Below are 20,116 nucleotides of genomic sequence, written 5' to 3'. Positions count from 1 at the left end.
CCTATTAAGCCTGTTGCATCAGACAAACCACTCTTTGTGCCACAAACCAGCCAGGAAAACAATCAAGCATAATCCCTCTTTGAAGTCGTTTTCAGCCGCTGTATTTTTACGCTGAGGGACTGCTGGGAGATGCCTAGAATCCGGGCTGCCACGGTCTGGTTCCCCCCGGTTTTAGTCATGGCTTCGGAGATGAGTTTCTCCGTCACTTTAGCTATGGCCTCCCTGAGCCCGGGCAAAGCGTCGGGATTAAAACTCAAGTCGTTCAGGGACAAAAGCCGCTGGCTCTGATCCTCGGGGTCATTAGTCTGGGGCACTTCATGACGAATATACTTTTTAAAGGTCTGAGAGGAGAGCATACGGGAGGTGTGTTTGACAAGAGCATCCGCAACCAAGGCCCGAAATTCTCTTATGTTTCCAGGAAAATCATAGGTTTTAAGTAACGTGATCACCTCTGGGTGGTACGTGGGGCGTTTCCGCCCCAGTTCATTGGATTCCACCTCCAGAAAATAATCCAGCAGCAGTTTGATATCCCCGGGTCTATCCTTTAACAAGGGAAGGTGAATATGATGGGTGATTAGCCGGTAGTAGAGATCTTCTCTGAACAGGCCCTTAGATTTTAATTCTGCCAAATCCTGGTGGGTCGACGTCACCACCCGGATGTTGGAATGCCGGACCCGGTCCGATCCCACCGGTGAAAATTCCTGCTCCTGAAGAAGACGTAAGAGTTTGACCTGGGAGGCCAGGCTAAGGTCCCCGATCTCGTCCAGGAAAAGGGTTCCGCCACAGGCTTTTTCCACCAGGCCCATTCGGGCCTGGTCCGCCCCGGTAAAAGCTCCCCGCACATGGCCAAACAAGGTATCGGCGAACACGGAGTCATCAAAGGCGGCAATATTTACGGCCACGAACTTTCCTGGCCGTCGGCTGAGATCATGAATAGCCCGGGCAATGAGCTCTTTTCCCGTGCCCGTTTTGCCGGTGACCAGGATAGGTTTAGAACTTCCAGCCACTGCTTCGCAATACCGGAAGATGGAAAGCATCTGGGGATCTGCAGTCACGATCTCAGAAAAGACGTGAGGCTGATGGAGAGAGCCTGCCAGAAGCCCCTTTCGGAGCCGGGCATTTTCCATTTCCATCTCCACCATCTCAAGAGCTTTGCGCACCCGACTTTTCAGTTGTTCTTTTTCCACTGGCTTGAGTATATAGTCAACCGCGCCGCTTTTCATGCAGGACACTACTGAATCAATCTCGCTGACAGCGGTTACGACGATGACAGGAAGGTCCGGGCGTATTTTTTTTATCTCAACGAGTAAGTCGCTGCCCGACACATGGGGCATGATCAGGTCCAGGAGAATCAGATCCACAGGGGTGTTTTCAAGAATCGACACGACCTTGCGGCTCTCCTGACAGGTGATGACATGATTGAATCCCAAGGTGTGAAGGGCTATTTCGAATCCGTCCAGAGCGGATTGTTCATCGTCGACAATCAAAATAGGATTAAAAGGATTCGGATGATTTGCCATTATTTTTTTTCCTTAACGTCATATTTAAGCCCTGGCCAGGGTCCAGGGCCTTGGGTTCACAGATTGTCTCTTCATGTAACTTGCTGCCCGAAGAGAATGAATGTTCCTTATCGTTTATCATCTTGGGAAACCGCAACTCCACCCGGGTTCCCTGATCCGGGACAGAACTGATTTTGAGGACTCCCTGGTGTTCTTCGACAATGCCGGCTGAGATGGACAGGCCAAGGCCTGTACCGCCCTGCCCCCGCTTGGTCGTATAAAATGGATCCGTCACATGTTTCAGCATCCGGGGTAAGATCCCTTCCCCCTCGTCCAAGATGGAAAAAATAACCTGCCCATTATGTGTTCCGGTGTTGACAGTGATACCACGATCCGGCGTCTGCAATGCCTGGCACGCATTCTGAATAAGATTGATCATGACCTGTTCAATGCTCCGGCTATCCCCCCTGAACAATGGAACAGCCGGATCCATAAACACCTGGAAATGGTTGGTGCTTTTTTTAATGACACTCTCCATCAACGCCAGGGACGCTTCCAGGGCCTTATTGATATCCACCTGGCCTTTCATGTTCCGGGAGTGCTGGAGTGAGAAATCCTTGAGGTTGTGAACAATACCCGATACCCGATCCGCCCCTTGGCTTATGCCGGCAAGGAGCTTGGGGATGCTCAACCTTGCATAGTCAAAACTCATTCCGGCTATTTCCAGGTCCCCGTATGTCTTTTCATACTCTTCCAGGGCTGGCAGGATATCCTGCCAAACATCCTTTAAAAGCTTTGAGTTGAGAGAAATAAAGTTGATGGGATTGTTCACCTCATGGGCCATGCCCGACACCAGGATACCTAAAGAAGCCATCTTATCTGCCTGTCTCAGGGACCGGTAGCTGCTCTTGAGCTCCTGGGTCCGCTCCTTTACCAGTACCTCGAGATTTTCGTTCAGGTGACGGAGGCGGTCCTCACTATCGAGAAGCCTGATCTCGGCTTGTTTGCGGTCTGTTACCTCCTGCTCCAGATCCAGGATATACTGGTCCAGTTTGCTTTCTGCTCGGGCCCGGTTCTCCTGGTTGAGGGCAAACCACCAGACCCAGATACCCCAAAAAAGAAGCACTGTCAAAAAAAGATAAACGAAAAACGAAACCAGGCCATTGGCAATCTGTTGCCCAGAAACAAAAAGCAGGTAAAAGCAAACAAAAATAATCGCCAGTACCCCTGCTACGGAAAAAAAATGCACTAAAAAATTTTGGAACAGAAAACTCACGGCCCAAACGCTCCCATGGGAGGATTGCTGCCTCTTTTTTCTTAGGCCAGGTGAAACCGGCGAAGGGTCCTTTTTTTTACAGGCGTTCTGGCACAGGATGTCCAAGCTGCAGCAGAGAGAGCAGACGAGTTCGTTATAAACAGGACAATAGACCATGTCCTGGATCTCATAGGATTTTTCACAGATGGAACATAAAGCCAGTTCATTACTATTGCCGGACCCTATTTTTTCAGGAGGGCGGGCAATATAGTACCTTCCTTTGGTTGCCCGGGCAATGACCAGGGCCAGACAAAAGGAAAGACATAGGGCAATGACAGCGGAAAAGGCCTTTGGATAAGCCCCGAATGCCCCGAAAAAACAGGCCAGGGAAACAGTGGATGCGGTTAACATGGCCCCGAAGCCAACAGGATTGATGCTATAAAGATAAGCTCGCCGGAACTCGATATAGGGAGGGCTTATGCCCAGGGGTTTGAGCAGGATAAGATCGGCCACCATCGCCCCGATCCAGGCGGCTGCAAAATTTGAATAAACAGCCAACACCGTGCCCAAAGTAAATACCAGGCCAAAATGCATCATCAAGATCGCCAGTAACACGTTAAATATCATCCAGATCACCCTTCCAGGATGGTTGTGGGTAAGACGGGAAAAAAAATTGGACCAGGCAAGAGAACCGGCATACGCATTGGTCACATTAATTTTGACCTGGGAGAGGACCACAAAAAAAGCGGTCACGCCAAGGGCCAGGGCCGAATGGTGAAAAAGCTGGCTGAATCCGCTGAGATAAAGGTGCACCGGTTCCAAAATCTGGGGCAGGTCAAGGCCGTAAACGCTCATAGCCCAGAAAGCCAGAAAAGCGCCGCACATCATTTTCAGCCCCCCCACCAGAATCCAGCCCGGACCAGCAAAGATCAGTGCTGTCCACCATGCCACCCGGTTCTCCTTTGTCTTGTCGGGCAGAAACCGCAGATAGTCTACCTGCTCCCCGATCTGGGAGATGATTGAAAAACAAAGACTCCAGGCAGATCCGAAAAGCAACAGATCAAAGGAGGCACCGCTGGGCGAATACCCGGGAAACGCTGACCACCGCGTGAGGGTCCCGGGGTCGTTGATCAGGATGTACACAAAAGGAAGAACAAAAAGAAGTATCCACAAGGGCTGTGTATAAAGCTGGATGCGGTTGATGAGGGTGATGCCGTAAATAACCAAGGGAATGATCACAAGGGAACTGATAAGGTAGCCTGTTACCAGGGGAAGCTTCAGGCACAATTCCAGTGCCTGGGCCATGATCACCGCCTCGATGGAAAAAAAAATAAACGTAAAAGAGGCGTAAATCAGGGAGGTAATGGTAGACCCGATGTACCCGAAACCCGCTCCCCGGGTCAGGAGATCGATGTCCACGTTGTAGCTGGCGGAATAATATGCAATGGGAAGGCCGGTCAAAAAGACGATCAGAGTGATGGCCAGAACAGCCCAGGCGGTATTGGCAAAACCGCAGTCAAGGATCAGCTTGGCGCCGATGGCTTCCAGGGCCAGAAAAGAGATGCCACCAAGGGCTGTATTGGCAAGAATCCAGGCTGGCCAGCGCCTGAAAGAGCGGGCTGCATACCGGAGGGAATAATCTTCCATGGCTTCGATGCCGACCAAGGCGTTGTAAGTCCGCCTGCGCCGTAAAACTTTCAGGGACAATTGCTTCAATGTCGATCCCTTGCCATCAATTTTTGGTTAGGATTCGACAGCATCTCATGCTTCTCCGGCGCAAGCGGTATCTGGCGAATCATAACCGTCCAATGTGTCTTCTCCGTTGCCGTCACCGGCAGATGACTGCCGGTGACGATGTGAAGCGATTAAAACACGTTTCAATTCAAAAATCCAGGGATGGGCGGCCTTAATTCCCATTGGGTTTTAAATAAATACAGGTCACCCCGGAATGCCGGGTGACCTGTATTTATCCCTTTTATCAAAGATCTTGTACCAAGGATCGAAAAATGATTATGTTTTCAATCCTAAAGCCCAAGACGATTACCTGCCAAACCGACTTCCATCAGTGGGGTAACCGTAGAAAGAGCCGTCTTTAACCTTGATATCATCTTCCCAGGGAAGTTTGTACTTGCCCTCTGCAAAGTCCTTGACCCAGGTGTAGGGACATTCCTTGACACCACCGGGCTGGGCAACATATCCACGGGTTCCGACGTTGTAGATGTTGTTTTCCAGTGCCCAGTCTTTCCTGGCTTGATCTGCCAAGTGGGGAAAGATTTCTCCTGTCACAATTTCCCAGGGATTTCTGTGCCCCTGTACCAGCACCGTTCCGTCATAATTGGTGATCTGGCCTTCGCCGAAATAGTAGAAGACTCCATCGTAACCGGCAAGGTTGACTGCTAAAGTATACATCAAGTTGTGCCAGGCATTGGAACGGTTGGTGAGAATCCACTGTTCGTTGACCTGGGTGGAGTAGCCTGAAATCCGGATGTAGACATTGCACCCCTTGTAGGCAGCTTCACGGGCTTGTTCCGGGAACATACCGTCATGGCAGATGTTAAGTGCGAGTTTACTGCCGCCAGGGCCGTCAACGACTGGTACCCCTAAGTCTCCGGGCAGCCAGGGTTCAACTGGTACCCAGGGGTTCAGCTTACGGTATTTGAGAACGATATCACCCTTGTTATTGATGATAATGGCAGTGTTATAAGGCATTTTGGATGAGTCTGGGTTCCGTTCCATAATAGAGAAAACACCCCAGATGTCATTATCCCTGCAGGCCTTGCTATAGGCTTCGGTCTCAGGTCCCGGGATGTCCAGAAGGAACTCTTCGGTGACCCATTTTTTGGTATTGAGTCCCTGAGTGCTGTACTCAGGCCAGACAATGAGATCCATTCCCGGATACCCCGCCTTGGTGTTAGCTGTTGCCTCACAAATACGATCCACATTGGCTTCGATGTCCTTCTTTGAATTAACCACCGGCACGGGGTATTGAATCAATCCTGCGAGTAGTCCGTTGGTGGGTCTGCTGACGCTTCCGATACTTCCCATAATAAAACCTCCTGTTAATTTGTTGTTCACGCTGTAATCATGTCAGAGGATTGAATACGATACTCTGACACATTCAAATTCCAGTTAACGTTTTGCAGGAATATCTTCCTGATTCTCTACAATTTGTTTATAACCGCTTAATCACACATATTTTCAGATAATTCTGACGGTTTTGGCATGGCTTTTTCCAGGACCGAAAACTGCCGGCCAGCAAAGAGGAAAAACCAGGTAACCAAGACAAAGGGTCCGGTCAGGGCCGGTATCCCCATGGGGGCAAGCAGGACACCCATAGCTGCCGTGGTAATAGCACACATGATCATCGCAGCTATGGTACACGCTCCCACGCCCTTTCCCGGAGAATAAAACACCCCGTATAGGGCAATGCCGCACAGCACTGAGTTAAACCCGTAAAGTCCAAGGTGCAGGGAGGATTCCGGTGCCTTCAGTATCCAGGCCGTCAACAGCCCTACCATGGACCCCAACAGTCCAAGCAGGGCAGATATACGTGAGTTAACGGCCAAACCGACCACAAACAGACAGCCAGTGATCACATGGTCTTGGAACATCACCTCACCCACACCCTTGGTAAGTCCCTCCCAAAGGGTCATACCGCTCACACGGCCCAGCTCGGCCACAGGCGCGGAATGGGGAAGCGCGGGCACCAGGAGCGGCCCGGGCGCGAAAAGGTGAAAGGTATGGGCAGACAGTAAAAATACCCAGGTGGATAGGACAAAGGGTGCGGTCAGCGGTGCCACCTCCCATTTTCCCAGAAATTGCAGGAGCGCTGCCATAACAATGGTGGAAAATGCTCCGTTGAGAACTACCAGTAACAGCAGCGTTGGCTCAAAGGAAAAATAAAACGGGATGGCAATACCGGCCAAGGTTCCGTTGAATCCATACAAACCGTCCTGAATCAGGTCTTTATCAGCCCCAAGCAGCAGGGCTGTCCCAGTGGACGTCACCGTTCCTAAAAGGGCGCAGATGCCCAGTGTTGTTGAATTGTAGAATATCCCCGCAAAAAAAATCAATCCAGTGACAGCATTTTTCTGAAACATCACTTGGCCGCATCCCCGAAGCACTGAGCGAGTAAAGACCATCATTGGATGTTCCATGACTATTTTCCTTTTTCTTTTTTCCATTTTTTCTCCACTGAAAACTGACATCGGGTTTATGATTCCGGGAATCACCTGTTTAATGGGGTTTATTCCCTCTATCGATTCTTATTTGGCAGCCATGGCTGTCTTTTTCATTTCCGCCTTGATCTGGTCCTTTTCCAGAGATTTTTTTAAACCATTCTGGACATTGGCCATCCAGTGATCCGCATGCCGATAATGAGCAAGGGAGATGAGGCGGTCCACCCAGTGCGATTGACAATGGGGGCAGGTAACGTCAGTATCATGGCAACGGACAAGGTGTTCAAACTCCCCAGAACAAGTCCGGCACTTATACTCGTAGATTGGCATATCAATATCTCTTTTTTGCTAATGGCTCCGACGACTGTCTTGGTATGCCGGGTTGACAAAAAATGTTCTTACAAGTGGCCTTACTGTTCTTACGCATTGCGACAACCATGCCAGAAACGAAAAAACAGAGGAAAATGATCCCACTTGGCGAAACCAGTCAAACTATCTGTTCATGGTCAACGTCTTTTACACAGCCGGATTCAGAAGATTTTTGTTTTTATCCTGTCTTGAAAAATCGACATGGCTTATTTGTTGTTTTCCCTTTTGAAACAGCCTTCTACGGAAAATTAAATCCCACAAAAAAACAAGTAAGTATTCTTTTGGTAACAGATGATCCCGCTCACCAGGGGATCATTTACGACCTTACCAAAAATCGGGTATCCACAAAAAATCAGGTAGGAGTTCAAATAAAAGGGCAAACAGTCCAATCTCTATGAAATTTATTTGTCTTTGAATCTGATTTGTGCATGGTCATTGTGAAGTGCAGATTGAGAATGTAGTATGATGACCCAGTGATGTCCGGTTTTTGCAAGTAACTGTTTGCCCTGTTCTTTTAAAATCATTTTCTGTATCATGGGCCTATCTGGAAAAATTTTTCATCCCAGGTACGCGATTTTCTGATGAACCGTTTTGTCGAGGTAGCCAGCCAGGTCCGTGAAAGAACAGTGACTTACAAGCTCAGTGAACGCAGCATCCTGTTGAAAAAAAATGGATGGTTCCGGGAAGTCAGGAGGTTGTGTGATAAAGGACACCAGACCTCTATCATCACAACCCGCCAGGATCTGTCCATGGAAGAATCGCCCGGAGAATCTTTTTGCGCTGGAACCAGGAAAACTATTTCAAATACATGCGGGAACAATATGGTCTTGATCATCTTGTATCCCGGGGTGTTGAACCGGCAGATACGGAAAACTGGTTCCGAATCCGCAGAAAAAAACGTTGAAAAAAGAACGGGAGAAAAGACTCAGACAGTTCAAAACCAAAAAAGAGCACTATGCAACCAAAACAGCGGATAATGATGAAAAGCAGTGCTGGACTATGTGAGGGTTCAACATCTCAAACTATGGGCTGAAAACGGAAATCAAGTGGATCGAAAGGCAGATCAAGGCAATAGAGGGTCAAATCAGGGAACTGCCTGATAAGATCAAAATCAAAGAGGTGCTGGATAAGGACAAAATTCTCCGGCTTGAAACCAAGAAGAAACGGCTGACCGATGCGATCAAAATGGCCTGCTATCGTGCGGAGACACAACTGTATGAAGCGGTGGGGTATCATGCAGCGTTTGCCAGGAATTTTGATGAGGAACGGTCCTTTTTACAACGGATTTTCAAACAACCAATTGAAATAAGATCAAAATAAAGATAAGCAGCATGATCACGACTCTGGCACAGGGATTGCGGTGACAGGTGGGCCATGACTAAAGGATTTCTGATGAACTGAACTGTATGAGAGATAAAGGAGAATCTGATGCGCGTTACAGATCTGTACAAGAACAAACAAAATGCCCACTGTGGCCTATATTGCCGGGTACTGCCTGGGGCCGGATGATGTCCAGGGTCTGCGGCTCCACCAGCCCAAATGAATGCCTTCCTGAATGAGCCGTTTGGCGATTTGACCACCGGCTCGATAAAAACGCCACTTTTTCATACGAGGAAGAGCAAGCCCTTTACCAAGGTGAAGCAAGTTTTCTCTTGCTTCTTGCGAGTTTCTCTATTTTTTTTCAAAAACCTCAACGTACATTTTTTGAAGGGTTTTTAACGGCAAAAAAAGTTCTAAAGTATGATCAGGTAAAGGGATAAATCCAAACTTCAAATAATACTTTTTGGCATCTTCATTTGTTGCATCCACAAATAAGCCGATTATACCAACGTGTTTTGAAATTGCCATTGCTCGTCTAATTGCATCGATAATCATATACTTACCAAAGCCCTGATTTTGTAAGACTGTGGCAACAGCAAGACGGGCGATTTTTACGGCTGGAAGATGCCCTTTGTATTTTTTTGAAAATCTTTGTGGTAGTTTACGCGCACAAACTTCAAAAATAGACAGCGTATAAAAAGATAAAATCTCCTCTGGAATATCTTCACTCGTTAATACAAATGTCCGGGAAAGACCTTTTTTGAAATTTTGATGAGCAAGATTATGAAGAAAAACATTGAGTTCCTGCACGCCACAATCAAATCCAACTCGATTATGTGAACGGGTCAGTTCCTCAAACCGGTTCATCAATAAATTTCCTTTTGTAGTTTTTAGCTGCCTTTATTAACTGTTCATTTGGTAATGGTGGATTTTCAATTGCGTCGAATAGTGCTTCAGCATCACGATAAGTTAAATGTAATATTTGTTCTCTTTCCAGTACAAAATTGGCTTTCTCTAAAGCGGATTGTACAACAAACTGGTTTAACGTTGCACCCGATATCTCTGCGGCATGCGCAAGCCTTTCGTGGACATGATAAGGCATCCGTGTTTGAAATCTTTTTTCTACTCTTGGCATACCCCCTCCTTTGTTTACAAGCCATTATTCAAATTGAGTCTTGGTATAATGATATAGCAACTGTGCCAAAATGACAACAATATTTGACTGCTGCCCGGACTTGTTGCAGCCGGAAGGCAGTTGCACCATACAGGGGTTTTGGCCACCCCGCCAGTGAACGGGAAAATGAATGCTTTCCTGAATGAGCCGTCTGGCGATTTGATCACCGGTTCGACGAAAAAATCACACCGGTGAAAAACCACGGGCTTCCAGTTTCAGTGCCGTGTCGGCAATCCGGGACACCTGGTCCAGGTAATGGGATACCACGATCAGGGTACATCGTTCTTTGAGATTGACCAGCAGGTCTTCAATCACGGATGCGGCTCCGGCATCCAAAGACGAGGTGGGTTCATCCAGAAGAAGGATTTCAGGCTGTGAAACCAGGGCCCTGGCAATGCACAGCCGCTGCTGCTGGCCGCCGGAAAGGCTGAAGGCGCTGTCATGCAGGCGGTCTTTTACCTCATCCCATAAAAAAGCCTGCCGGAGTGCGGCCGTGATCTTTTCCTCTATCAGGGATTTGTCCGCAACACCGGTCAATTTCAATGGAAACGCCATATTTTTATAGATACTCATGGGCAGCGGATTCGGGGTCTGGAACACCATGCCCACTTTTCTTCTCAGGTCCGGTTTGCTCAGGGTTTTCCCATAGATATCGACCCACTGCCCGTCCAGAAGGATCCAGACCTTCCCTTCCATCCTTGCAAAGGGCTGGGATTCCCACAACCGGTTCAAAAGGGATAAAAACGTGGATTTTCCCCTGCCCGAAGGTCCGGTGATGGCCGTGATGGCATGGGCTTCAAAATCCAGATTGATATGTTCGAAAACCGGTGTCTGGTGATATGAAAAGGTCAGGTTTTCCACCCGGATCTTGACAGGCTTATCCATGGAACCTCCCCCGTGCCGGCCCGGCAGGACCGGCCAAATGTCTTTTGATGAGAAACGCCAGGAAAAAGAGAACCGCGCACACGCCCAGCAGGATAATCGCAGCCCCGTATCCGGACATCAGTTCCGCAGCATCTGTGTACTGGGATGAAATATAATAGATGTAAAACGGCAGGGCCTCGTAACTGCCCAGAAGGGACCCGGGAATCCCGGCCGTGGCCACGACTCCCGTGAGCATGATAACTGCCGTATCTTCAGCGCAGCGGCCGATGGCCAGAATGATGCCGGACAAAATCCCTGAAAACGATCGCGGCAGCAGCACATAAAAAATGTTCTGCACCCGTGTGGCCCCCAGGGCCAGGGCTGCCTGCCGGATCTGGATCGAAAGCCCCTGCATGGCGGCCTGGGTGGTGCGCGTGATGTACGGCAGGACCAGAAACGCCAGGGCCGCCACAGACACGGCCAGGCACGGCCTGAAATCATTGGAGATATATTTGTGAATGAAAATGGCCCCTGAAAATCCGAACAACCCAATCACAATGGACGGGATGCCTGCCAGAATGTCAAACATCAGCCCAAACACCCGCTGCTGAAAAACCGTGGCAAACTCGCTCATGTAAATACCGGCGCAGACCCCCACGGGAACGGCCAGCCCCACGGACAGGGCCACCACACTCAGGGTGCCGGCAATCGCCGGAAACAGCCCGTCAAACACCCGCTTTTTCAGCAGCACGGCATCCAGGACATCCACCTGCCCGAAGATGAGGTCCCGGCCCAGTGACGGGATCCCCTTAACCAGCAGATACCCCAGCAGCACCAGGACGGAACCGGTCAGCACCAGCACCGCCCCCCAGGAAAACACCCGCAGGCACCCGCCCAGAATCCGGATGGTCATCGGGCCTGCCCTCTTTTTCCGCCCAGCTTCCTCACCGCGATCACGGCAAAAGCATTCAACACATACAGGGTCAGGCCGCAGGCAAAAATGGATTTAAACGCCAGGCTGTCGTAATCCGATGCCGATACCAGGGCGATATGAGAGGTCAGGGTCCGGGCGGAGTCCAGAATCGACCCCGGCACATGCACGGCATTTCCCGCAATCATCAACGCGATCAGGGTATCGCCCATGGCACGGCCCAGTCCCATGATGATCCCGGTGACAATGCCCGGCCATGCCTCCGGCAGGATCACGTAGATCAGCCGCTGCACGCTGTCCGCCCCCAGGGCATCCGCCGCCTGGATATAGCGGACATCCACGGAATCAAACCCGTCCTTGAAAAAAAGGATCATGGTGGGGCTGACCAGCAAAGAGAGCATCAGGGAGGCGGACAAAATGCACATGCCGGACCCGGCGGAAGTGAACAGGGTTCTAACCACTGGCACCAGCAGGAAAATACCTAAAAACCCATAAATCACCGTGGGGATGCCCGTCATGAACCGGACAAATCCGTCCACAAGCCGGCTGATCCGGGCCGGACCCAGCCCGCCCATGAAACACACTGTGCCCAGGCTCAAAGGCAATGCAAACACAATGCTCAAAAACGAGATGGCCGCCGTTCCCGTGATCATGGGCAGAAACCCGTACAGCCCCTGTCCCGGGGACCAGGGCCGGGCCAGCAGAGAGAAAAACTCCCCCCCGCCGATCAGGGGGAACCCGAACACCAGAAGAAAGCCAAACACCAGTGCCGCAGCCATGGCACTGACTGCGGCACTCAAAAAAAATACGATCCGGGCCGTCTGTTGGGTTACGCGGGTCAATTTACGGGCACAAATCCTTTCTGAACAACGATCCGCTGTCCTTCAGGACTCAGCAGATACGCGATGAACAATTGGGTCAATCCGGAAGGATCTCCTTGGGTGTTACTGTAAAGCCCCCGGGCCACTTTGTATTCACCGGATTTGACCGTATCGATGGTGGGAAAAACCCCGTCCAGGGCCACGCCGGCCACACTGGCATCCATGTGTCCCACAGACACATAACCGATGGCATTGGGATCATTGGCAATGGCGGTTTTCATGGCCCCATTGGATACCACAAAATTGGCACTGGACACAATATCTCCTTTGTCCAGGGCTTTTTTCCAGAAAACCGCCCGGGTCCCGCTGGATTCATCCCGGGTGTAGACCGTGATGGGCGCATCCTTGCCGCCAAGGTCTTTCCAGTTGGTGATCTTCCCGCTGTAAATGTCTTTGAGCTGGGCTTTGGTCAGGGATGTGACCGGGTTACCCGGATTCACGGCCGCGCCCACCCCGTCAATGGCCCACTTGAACAGTTTCAGGCCATATTTTTCCACCTCCGCATCCGTTGCGGCACGGCCTGAATTACCAATGTCCACAATCCCTTCTCCCACCTGCTTGATCCCCACGCCGGAACCGCCGCCGGCAATGCTGATGGAGATGTCGGGATTGGCTGTCATGATCTGTTTGGCCGCCTCTTTCATGACCGGAATATGGGCTGTCCCGCCGGAGATCCGGATCTCTCCGGACAGGCCGCTGAACGAATCAACGGCCCCAGCCTGGGCCGTTCCCAGAAATAATACTGACCCCGCCAGCAGACCTATTGCCGCAATCCCCGTTTTCATGATACCTGTTCTTATTTTTCCAAACATCATTACCTCCTTTGATCAGACATTTTATTCTGACATTTTAATATTGTGTTGTTTTCCCGACATTTTCCATAAAATTCATCGAAATGAATCCTTGTCTCATGCAACTGAATTCAGGCACGGGCTTCTGCCGCCAGAAGGGCCGCTCCATAAGCACCGGCCAGCTGGGGATCGGATGGGATCCGGATCTCCCGGTCCAGTCTGCCGGCCAGCAGTTGCACCATGCAGGGATTTTTGGCCACCCCGCCCGTGAACACGATGGGCCCGTCCGAAGATACCCGGTTGATCATGCCCGCAGCCCGCCGGATCACACTGGTGTGCAGGCCCCGGGCGATCTCTTTGCGGTCTTCGCCCCTGGCGATCAGGGAGGTCACTTCCGATTCGGCAAACACCGTGCACATGCTGGAAATCAGCAGGTCTTTTTCAGCGGCCAGGGCCTGGGCCCCGAACTCCGCCAATTCAAATCCCAGGGTGGCGGCCATGATTTCCAGGAACTTGCCCGTGCCGGCGGCACACCGGTCGTTCATTTCAAATTTTTTCACTTTGCCCGTGTCAAACAGGGAAATGGCCTTGCTGTCCTGTCCCCCGATGTCCAGAACCGTGCGGGCATCGGGGAATTCCGTCCAGGCGCCCCGGGCATGGGCCTTGATCTCCGTGACAGTGGGCGCGTCAAAGGAGAGTTCAAACAGGTTCCGGCCGTATCCTGTGGCCATGATTTTGTCGAATGATACCTTGGCAATGAGTGCATTGGCCGTGGTCATGGGGTCAAATCCCGTGTCGGACTGGAACCGCTCCAGGATCTTGCCCGATGAGTCAACCACCACCAGTTTGATGGTGCGGGAGCCGATATCGATACCGGCATACCGCACCGCTGTTGTGTCTGAGGACATGTCGATCCTTACCTGAGCTGCTCGATAAATGCTTCCACCCGGGTCTTGAGCTGGCCCGCATCTTCCATGCCGTAATCGGTTTCCACCCGCAGGCAGGGAATGTTTTTTTCCTCCAGGGCTTTTTCCACGGGAATGGATTCCATGAGATAGGGCTGGCAGAACTGCAACCCGTAATGGATCACACCCTGGGCGTTGTATGCCGTGACCATCTCCTGAATGTGGTCCAGGCGCTGGGGATTGGGGGTGAATATGGCGCAATCCACTTGAAAATACCGGTCCACGATGGCATCCATCATCTCATCCACGGTGGTGCCCGTATCGGCGGTCAGGTTCCGGGTGCCCCGTTCGCCCACACAGGATTCCTCGCCCACGATCACGGCCCCGGCCGTTTCAACAATCATGTGCAGTTTCCAGTTGGGAACTGCCTGGGGACATCCCGACACCAGGATGCGGGGCGCGCCGGCAGGGAATGCCCCGGTTTTTTCCTGGATCCGGGTTTCCAGTTCATCACAGATTTTGTTGACCGATTCCGTGAACCGGGCCGGGTTGTCGTAAAAGAACACCTGGTTGGCCAGCAGGGCATCCAGGCCGGAAATGGGGGCAGGGTCGGCCTTTCTCAATGCAGACAGCCGGTGGATGGCGGCCCGCTTGGCATTGACCACGTCAATGGCGGATTTCAGGGACTCAGGTGTGACCGCGACGCCCGTCAATTCTTCCACGGCCGTCTTGAATTTCATGTATTCCGCCTTGAGCAGGTCTCTGGTCTGGTCGGTCTTGGTCTGGGGCAAATCCATGACATACAGATTGTCTACCAGGGTCCCCAGGGTTTCATAGGCTTTTTTCTTGCCGTCACAGGTGTTTTCCCCCACGATCATGTCCGCGCTTTCCAGATACGGGCACACCTTGCCGATTTTAAACCCGAACGAGGATTTGATCAGCGCACAGGTGTTTCTGGGCAAAAGCTGCTCCACTTTTTCCATGGCAAAATCCGCTCCGGAGCACAGCCCCACCAGGGTGGCATTGGCCGCCAGAACGATTTCTTCGGGCACAAACACGCAATAGGAGCCGATGATTTTCCTGCCGGCAGCTTTTTCGTCCATCAGTTCCTTGATGCGCAGCCCATGGACCTCGCTCATCACAAAATCAAAATAGCCCATGCCTTCGGGCCGGTTCTTCTGGGACAGATAAATATCGGTGTAAGCCGTTCCCAGCACATTGAGCAGGGCATCATGGCCCGCCAGGTCGAGCCCCAGTTCCTGCCACATGGATGTATAATCAGTCGTCATGGTATCTCCTCTTCAAATTTGTTTGAATGCTGTTGACGGGGTTATACATTCACGAATTCTATCTGTAAAATTGATTATCTGAATCAATTTTAACCTGATCATCGATTTTTTCGATACATGCGCCCCTGTTTTCCATTTTCCGGTCGGGTATTGATCCTTTCAATAGGAAACCCGATATTTCATCCAAATTACGAATTAGACAAAGGTGCTCCCACTGGCTATTTTAAAACTCATGCAAATTCAGAAACCATTGAATAGTAGGCGTTCCATGAAAATTGAAACCATCCTTGACAAAGGATCGGCCCGTCTGAATGAAGACACCCTGGTGGCTCAGGGCAATCTGTTCGGGGTGTTTGACGGGGCCACCAGCCTGAACAAAACCGTGTTTGAAAAAGAAAAAACCGGGGGATTGATCGCGTCCTCCGCGGCCCGGTCCGTTTTTGCTACCAACCATTTTCCCTTAAAGGCACTGGCACACACGGCAAACCACTCCATTCACCAACATATGGTCCGCCATGGCGTGGATCTTACCCGGAAAGAAAACCTGTGGAGTACCAGCGCGGCCGTGGTCCGGATCCGGGACAATACCCTGGAATGGGTGCAGACCGGCGATGCCCAGATCATTCTGATTTATCACGACAACACCCACGAAGTGGTGGTGGACCGGGAAGATCATGATTACGACACCCTGTGCCTGTGGCCGGCCCGGAAAAAAACCGGTACATCCGGCACGGACACAAGGATTTGTGAACAGATCCGAAAAAAACGGGCCGAGATGAACCTGACTTATGGGGTGTTGAACGGGGAGCCCCATGCCATGGATTTCCTCCTTCACGGCCGTAAATCCCTGGATCAGGTCAACACCGTGCTGCTGTTCACGGACGGCCTGTCCATTCCATCGGAAAAACCGGCAAAAAAGAAAAATTTCACGCCCCTGGTCACCCTGTACCGGGACCTGGGTCTGTCAGGCCTGAAACACCGGATCCGGCAGATTGAAAAAACCGACCCGGAATGCCGCCGATTTCCCAGGTTCAAGACCCACGACGATATTGCCGCCATTGCTGTTCAAGACCTTTCACCCGCCGGACATCCCAAGGAACTCTGAGAATGAAACAGGCCCTGTTCAAAAAAATTCAGCAGATCACGGAACAAAACCTGATGGACATCGAAGCCCATAAGGAAAAAGGTAACCATGTCATCGGATTTTACTGCCTGTACGGCCCCACTGAGCTGGCCGTGGCAGCGGATGCCATTCCGCTGCCGTTGTGCGGCACCCGCCAGGACCCCATTGATGCGGCCGAAGAGGTGTTACCCAGAAACCTGTGTCCGCTGATCAAAAGCAGCTATGGATTTGCCGCCACAGACACCTGCCCCTTTTTCAGGTTTTCGGACATGATTGTGGCGGATACCACGTGTGACGGGAAAAAAAAGATGTTTGAGATCATGTCCGACCTCAAACCGGTCCACGTATTGCAGCTGCCGCAGAATCAGGTTCCTGCCCTGTCCCTTGGACCCTGGAAAGCGGAAATCGAAACCCTGATCACGGTACTTGAAAACCGGACCAGCCGTCAGATCACGCCGGAAAAAATCTCTGCCGCCATCCGCCTGATGAACCGGGAACGACAGGCAAAAAAACGGCTCATGGACATCACCAGAGCCAACCCTTCTCCGTTGACGGGCATGGAACTGGTTGAAATCCTGTTCAAAACCGGATTCTTTGCCGACAAGGAAAAAGGGATCTCCCTGATGGATGAAATTTCAGATGTCTGTCTGACACTGATTGAACAAAACCAGAGTCCCTACACAAACACCACCCCCCGGATTCTGCTGACCGGCGTGCCTGTCGGGCTCGGGTCGGACAAGGTGGTGAAAATCCTGGAACAGTGCGGTGCCAATGTCGTGGCCCTTGAAAACTGCAGCGGATACAAGCAGGCTTTTCAGGTGGATGACACCATCGACCCGGTCACGGCCCTGGCCGATCAGTATCTGGCCATTCCCTGTTCCGTCATGAGTCCCAACCCGGGCCGTATGGAAATGCTCAAAGAAATGATCCCGGCATTTTCCGTTGACGGCGTGGTGGACCTGACCTGGCAGGCCTGCCACACATACAATATCGAATCCTTTCATATATCCCGCCTGGTTCAGGAGGACTTCAACCTGCCGTTCCTGCACATTGAAACCGATTATTCCGAATCAGACACGGAGCAGCTCCGGGTCCGGATTCAGGCCTTCATTGAGATGATATAAAAATTTTTCGCCGTATTCGCAGTATTCGCCGCAAAGGAGATATCATGACCGAAAAAACAGACATACACATCCATCCGGATATGACCATTTTGGATGTCGTATCCGCCCATCCGGACACGATTGCCGTGTTCAAATCCTTTGATGAACAGGCCGGCGAATGTATCTGCTGTACCTCTCTGTTCATGACGATCCGGGATGTGGCAAAAAAATACGACTTCAATCTGCCGCAATTTCTTTCAACCCTTGAAAAAGCAATTTAATGATGTTCATACATAGGCGCTTATCGAAGAATCCGGCTCAAAAACTGCCGGGTCCGGTCATGCCGGGGATTGTCGAAAAATGATGCAGTATCGGCATGTTCCAGTATCCGGCCTTTGTCCATGAAAATGATCTCATCGGCCACTTCTTTGGCAAAGCCCATCTCATGGGTCACCAGCGCCATTGTCATGCCTTCTTTCGCCAGATCCGTCATGACATCGAGGACTTCCTGAATCATTTCCGGATCCAGGGCGGATGTGGGTTCATCAAACAGCATCAGTTTCGGTTCCATGGCCAGGGCCCGGGCAATGGCCACCCGCTGCTGCTGCCCGCCTGAAAGCTCACCCGGATAATTGGCGGCATGTTCCAGGATGCCGACCCGTTCCAGGAGACTCCGGGCATGGGTTTCCGCGTCAGCAAGGGATTTTTTGCGCACCCTGACCGGGGCCAATGTGATATTCTGAAGAACCGTCATATGGGGATACAGCTCAAAATGCTGAAATACCATGCCGATGCCGGCCCTCAGTTCATGGATATCGGTTTGTTTTGCCAGTACGGAAATTCCATCCACAAGAATCCGGCCTTCCTGGAACCGTTCCAGCCCATTGATACATCGCAGAAGCGAACTTTTCCCGGATCCGCTGGGACCGCAGATCACCACTTTCCGACCATGACCGATGCGGACATCAATATTGAAAAGCACTCTGGTTTGTTTGGAATACCAGAGGCTGACATTTTCGATTTCGATCATCGAACCTTCCTTTCCCGGTTTTTGCGCTCCAGCCGTTTGCCGGTGAAAGTACCGGCAGAGCATAAGATAAAATATACCAGACCCGCAAACAGATAGAGTTCCAGGGACCGGGCTTCCCTGGCATCCACCAGATTTACCCGGCGCAGAAACTCACGCAGCCCGATGACATAGGCCAGAGAGGTATCCTGGAAAATGACCACGCTGTGCGTTACCAGGGAGGGCACCATGGTCCGCAGGGCCTGGGGCAGGATAACATGTCTCAACGTTTGAACGCCGGTCATGCCGCTGGACAGTCCCGCCATCCGCTGGCCCCTGGAGACGGATTGAATACCGGCCCGGACAATTTCGGAAAAATAGGCGGCTTCATATACAATGAACGCGATGACGGCCGCGGCAAATTCATTGAGATTGCGGCCCGTGATGACCGGGATGAGAAAATAAAGCCAGAAAATGACCAGCAGCAGCGGAAGTCCCCGAAAAAAATGAACATAGCCACTGACAGGATAATACAGCCATGGCTGCCGGGACAATCGGGCAGCCCCCAGAAGAATGCCTAAGACAAGCCCGCCGCCGATGGCAAAAACGGCAAGCTGTACGGTAAGATACAGCCCCCCGAAAATAAATGGGGCATTTCTGACAATGACATCCACATCCATGACCGATCATCCCGCCTTTCGGATCTGGCCGGGGATGTAAACCCGTTTTTCCACCTGCCCCATGACGGCAATCACTATCCAGGCGATGGTCAGATACACTAGGCTGGCAGCCGTCGTGGTTTCCAGGCCATGCCAGGTAAAAGAATCAATATAATAGGCCGTGTGGGTGATTTCCATGACACCGATGGTCATGGTCAATGCGGAGTTTTTGAAACAGGTGAGAAATTCTGTGGTAATGGTGGGCAGGATCAGCCGGAATCCATAGGGGATAATGACCCACCGGTACACCTGGAAGGTCCGAAGCCCCGAGGCATATGCGGCCCGATACTGATCTGCGGGGATGGAAGAAAAACCGGACCGGAACTGTTCTGCCACCCGTGACGCCGTGTACATCCCGAGTCCGGCCACTCCGGCCCAATACGCATAATTCGGCACCTTGTCGTACAACCACTGCTGTCCGGATACCGGCAGAATCAAGGGCGCTGCATAGTACCAGAAAAAAAGATGCACCAGAAACGGGGTGTTGCGAAATACCTGAACATAGACTGCGCCTGCAATCCGGCCCGGAACCCATGGCTGGGTCCGCAACACCCCGATCAAAATGCCCAGGACAAGGGCCAGGCCCCAGGCAATGAGAGACAGGTGGACGGTGGTAAAAATACCCTGTATCATCATCTGCCCATAGGGGGCCCGCCAGAGGACACTCCAGTCAAAATTATAGTTCAACAATCCCATATCCGTCCCACCG

The 20,116-nt window shown here is 51.4% G+C and carries 20 protein-coding genes and 2 pseudogenes; 6 read left to right on the top strand and 16 right to left on the bottom strand.

The genetic code is table 11. The features are described from left to right. Positions 1–62: 62 nt before the first annotated feature. The 5 genes and pseudogenes from K365_RS0102955 to K365_RS29030 form a co-directional block, all read right to left on the bottom strand. The gene (locus K365_RS0102955) at positions 63–1,520 is read right to left on the bottom strand and encodes a sigma-54-dependent transcriptional regulator (RefSeq protein ID WP_024333437.1); all 1,458 of its coding nucleotides are present in this window, start codon (positions 1,518–1,520) and stop codon (positions 63–65) included. Continuing rightward, entirely contained in the window at positions 1,495–4,419 is a 2,925-nt protein-coding gene (locus K365_RS0102950; protein ID WP_051147807.1) for an ATP-binding protein, read from the bottom strand. The genes K365_RS0102955 and K365_RS0102950 overlap by 26 nt, the downstream gene beginning before the upstream one ends. 375 nt (positions 4,420–4,794) lie before the next feature. Beyond that, a complete protein-coding gene (locus K365_RS0102945; protein ID WP_024333435.1) occupies positions 4,795–5,799 on the bottom strand; it encodes a formamidase in 1,005 nt (334 codons plus the stop codon). 137 nt (positions 5,800–5,936) lie between these two features. Continuing rightward, positions 5,937–6,911 (bottom strand): urea transporter, encoded by a 975-nt coding sequence (locus K365_RS0102940; RefSeq protein ID WP_024333434.1) that lies wholly within the window; start codon positions 6,909–6,911, stop codon positions 5,937–5,939. 237 nt (positions 6,912–7,148) lie between these two features. Beyond that, a pseudogene (locus K365_RS29030) lies at positions 7,149–7,262 on the bottom strand (FmdB family zinc ribbon protein); the annotation flags it as partial. Positions 7,263–7,324: 62 nt separating this feature from the next. Here K365_RS29030 and K365_RS0102930 point away from each other — a divergent pair. The 3 genes and pseudogenes from K365_RS0102930 (at position 7,325) to K365_RS29300 (ending at position 8,205) form a co-directional block, all read left to right on the top strand. Continuing rightward, complete coding sequence (locus K365_RS0102930) at positions 7,325–7,699, top strand: hypothetical protein (protein ID WP_024333432.1); 375 nt, start codon at positions 7,325–7,327, stop codon at positions 7,697–7,699. 183 nt (positions 7,700–7,882) lie between these two features. After that, positions 7,883–8,026: pseudogene (locus tag K365_RS29305) on the top strand (hypothetical protein); the annotation flags it as partial. A gap of 32 nt (positions 8,027–8,058) precedes the next feature. Beyond that, positions 8,059–8,205: a putative transposase gene (locus K365_RS29300; RefSeq protein WP_353740169.1), complete on the top strand. Its 147-nt coding sequence runs from the start codon at positions 8,059–8,061 to the stop codon at positions 8,203–8,205. Positions 8,206–8,972: 767 nt separating this feature from the next. Here K365_RS29300 and K365_RS0102905 read toward each other — a convergent pair. The 8 genes from K365_RS0102905 to K365_RS0102870 all read right to left on the bottom strand — a co-directional run bounded on the left by K365_RS0102905 (position 8,973) and on the right by K365_RS0102870 (position 15,456). Further along, complete coding sequence (locus K365_RS0102905) at positions 8,973–9,488, bottom strand: GNAT family N-acetyltransferase (RefSeq protein ID WP_006964104.1); 516 nt, start codon at positions 9,486–9,488, stop codon at positions 8,973–8,975. Beyond that, a complete protein-coding gene (locus K365_RS0102900; protein ID WP_024333429.1) occupies positions 9,475–9,756 on the bottom strand; it encodes a type II toxin-antitoxin system TacA family antitoxin in 282 nt (93 codons plus the stop codon). Before K365_RS0102900 ends, K365_RS0102905 begins: the two co-directional genes overlap by 14 nt. A gap of 222 nt (positions 9,757–9,978) precedes the next feature. Next, positions 9,979–10,680: a phosphate ABC transporter ATP-binding protein gene (locus K365_RS0102895; protein ID WP_024333428.1), complete on the bottom strand. Its 702-nt coding sequence runs from the start codon at positions 10,678–10,680 to the stop codon at positions 9,979–9,981. Next, positions 10,673–11,572 carry a PstA family ABC transporter permease gene (locus K365_RS0102890; RefSeq protein WP_024333427.1) on the bottom strand — a complete coding sequence of 300 codons (900 nt, stop codon included), beginning with the start codon at positions 11,570–11,572 and terminating at the stop codon, positions 10,673–10,675. Before K365_RS0102890 ends, K365_RS0102895 begins: the two co-directional genes overlap by 8 nt. Then, entirely contained in the window at positions 11,569–12,432 is an 864-nt protein-coding gene (locus K365_RS0102885; RefSeq protein WP_024333426.1) for a PstC family ABC transporter permease, read from the bottom strand. Before K365_RS0102885 ends, K365_RS0102890 begins: the two co-directional genes overlap by 4 nt. Then, positions 12,429–13,256, bottom strand: a complete 828-nt coding sequence (locus tag K365_RS0102880; protein ID WP_034625344.1) for a phosphate ABC transporter substrate-binding protein — start codon at positions 13,254–13,256, stop codon at positions 12,429–12,431. The genes K365_RS0102885 and K365_RS0102880 overlap by 4 nt, the downstream gene beginning before the upstream one ends. A gap of 137 nt (positions 13,257–13,393) precedes the next feature. Further along, the gene (locus K365_RS0102875) at positions 13,394–14,170 is read right to left on the bottom strand and encodes an acyl-CoA dehydratase activase (RefSeq protein WP_029724896.1); all 777 of its coding nucleotides are present in this window, start codon (positions 14,168–14,170) and stop codon (positions 13,394–13,396) included. Between the two features lie 8 nt (positions 14,171–14,178). Next, positions 14,179–15,456, bottom strand: a complete 1,278-nt coding sequence (locus K365_RS0102870) for a double-cubane-cluster-containing anaerobic reductase (RefSeq protein WP_024333423.1) — start codon at positions 15,454–15,456, stop codon at positions 14,179–14,181. Between the two features lie 268 nt (positions 15,457–15,724). Between K365_RS0102870 and K365_RS0102865 the strand changes: the two genes are divergently transcribed. Genes K365_RS0102865 through K365_RS0102855 form a run of 3 tightly spaced genes read left to right on the top strand, consistent with a single transcriptional unit; the run spans position 15,725 to position 17,963 of the window. Further along, positions 15,725–16,561, top strand: a complete 837-nt coding sequence (locus tag K365_RS0102865; protein WP_024333422.1) for a protein phosphatase 2C domain-containing protein — start codon at positions 15,725–15,727, stop codon at positions 16,559–16,561. 2 nt (positions 16,562–16,563) lie between these two features. Then, positions 16,564–17,703, top strand: coding sequence for a double-cubane-cluster-containing anaerobic reductase (locus K365_RS0102860; protein ID WP_024333421.1), 1,140 nt, complete (start codon positions 16,564–16,566; stop codon positions 17,701–17,703). 44 nt (positions 17,704–17,747) lie between these two features. Next, on the top strand, positions 17,748–17,963 hold the full coding sequence (locus K365_RS0102855) for a hypothetical protein (protein WP_006964130.1): 216 nt from the start codon (positions 17,748–17,750) through the stop codon (positions 17,961–17,963). Between the two features lie 20 nt (positions 17,964–17,983). Here K365_RS0102855 and K365_RS0102850 read toward each other — a convergent pair whose 3' ends face one another. From K365_RS0102850 to K365_RS0102840, 3 genes are read right to left on the bottom strand one after another with little or no spacing between them, the layout of a single operon-like run. Continuing rightward, a complete protein-coding gene (locus K365_RS0102850) occupies positions 17,984–18,712 on the bottom strand; it encodes an amino acid ABC transporter ATP-binding protein (protein ID WP_006964131.1) in 729 nt (242 codons plus the stop codon). Continuing rightward, positions 18,709–19,368: an amino acid ABC transporter permease gene (locus K365_RS0102845; protein WP_006964132.1), complete on the bottom strand. Its 660-nt coding sequence runs from the start codon at positions 19,366–19,368 to the stop codon at positions 18,709–18,711. Before K365_RS0102845 ends, K365_RS0102850 begins: the two co-directional genes overlap by 4 nt. 6 nt (positions 19,369–19,374) lie before the next feature. Beyond that, positions 19,375–20,103, bottom strand: coding sequence for an amino acid ABC transporter permease (locus K365_RS0102840; RefSeq protein ID WP_029724895.1), 729 nt, complete (start codon positions 20,101–20,103; stop codon positions 19,375–19,377). Positions 20,104–20,116 lie beyond the last annotated feature (13 nt).

Origin of the sequence: Desulfotignum balticum DSM 7044 (assembly GCF_000421285.1) — a bacterium.
GTDB lineage: Bacteria > Desulfobacterota > Desulfobacteria > Desulfobacterales > Desulfobacteraceae > Desulfotignum > Desulfotignum balticum.
The sequence above is the reverse complement of the archived record's forward strand: the minus strand, read 5'-3'. Positions and strand labels throughout refer to the sequence as shown.

Coding starts and splice junctions, on each gene's coding strand:
- K365_RS0102860 (WP_024333421.1), top strand. CDS start 16,564: ATGAAACAGGCCCTGTTCAAAAAAATTCAGCAGATCACGGAACAAAAC.
- K365_RS0102840 (WP_029724895.1), bottom strand. CDS start 20,103: ATGGGATTGTTGAACTATAATTTTGACTGGAGTGTCCTCTGGCGGGCC.
- K365_RS0102895 (WP_024333428.1), bottom strand. CDS start 10,680: ATGGATAAGCCTGTCAAGATCCGGGTGGAAAACCTGACCTTTTCATAT.
- K365_RS0102940 (WP_024333434.1), bottom strand. CDS start 6,911: ATGGAACATCCAATGATGGTCTTTACTCGCTCAGTGCTTCGGGGATGC.
- K365_RS0102855 (WP_006964130.1), top strand. CDS start 17,748: ATGACCGAAAAAACAGACATACACATCCATCCGGATATGACCATTTTG.
- K365_RS0102890 (WP_024333427.1), bottom strand. CDS start 11,572: ATGACCATCCGGATTCTGGGCGGGTGCCTGCGGGTGTTTTCCTGGGGG.
- K365_RS0102875 (WP_029724896.1), bottom strand. CDS start 14,170: ATGTCCTCAGACACAACAGCGGTGCGGTATGCCGGTATCGATATCGGC.
- K365_RS0102905 (WP_006964104.1), bottom strand. CDS start 9,488: ATGAACCGGTTTGAGGAACTGACCCGTTCACATAATCGAGTTGGATTT.
- K365_RS0102930 (WP_024333432.1), top strand. CDS start 7,325: ATGTTCTTACAAGTGGCCTTACTGTTCTTACGCATTGCGACAACCATG.
- K365_RS0102880 (WP_034625344.1), bottom strand. CDS start 13,256: ATGAAAACGGGGATTGCGGCAATAGGTCTGCTGGCGGGGTCAGTATTA.
- K365_RS0102845 (WP_006964132.1), bottom strand. CDS start 19,368: ATGGATGTGGATGTCATTGTCAGAAATGCCCCATTTATTTTCGGGGGG.
- K365_RS0102945 (WP_024333435.1), bottom strand. CDS start 5,799: ATGGGAAGTATCGGAAGCGTCAGCAGACCCACCAACGGACTACTCGCA.
- K365_RS0102870 (WP_024333423.1), bottom strand. CDS start 15,456: ATGACGACTGATTATACATCCATGTGGCAGGAACTGGGGCTCGACCTG.
- K365_RS0102850 (WP_006964131.1), bottom strand. CDS start 18,712: ATGATCGAAATCGAAAATGTCAGCCTCTGGTATTCCAAACAAACCAGA.
- K365_RS0102955 (WP_024333437.1), bottom strand. CDS start 1,520: ATGGCAAATCATCCGAATCCTTTTAATCCTATTTTGATTGTCGACGAT.
- K365_RS0102900 (WP_024333429.1), bottom strand. CDS start 9,756: ATGCCAAGAGTAGAAAAAAGATTTCAAACACGGATGCCTTATCATGTC.
- K365_RS0102865 (WP_024333422.1), top strand. CDS start 15,725: ATGAAAATTGAAACCATCCTTGACAAAGGATCGGCCCGTCTGAATGAA.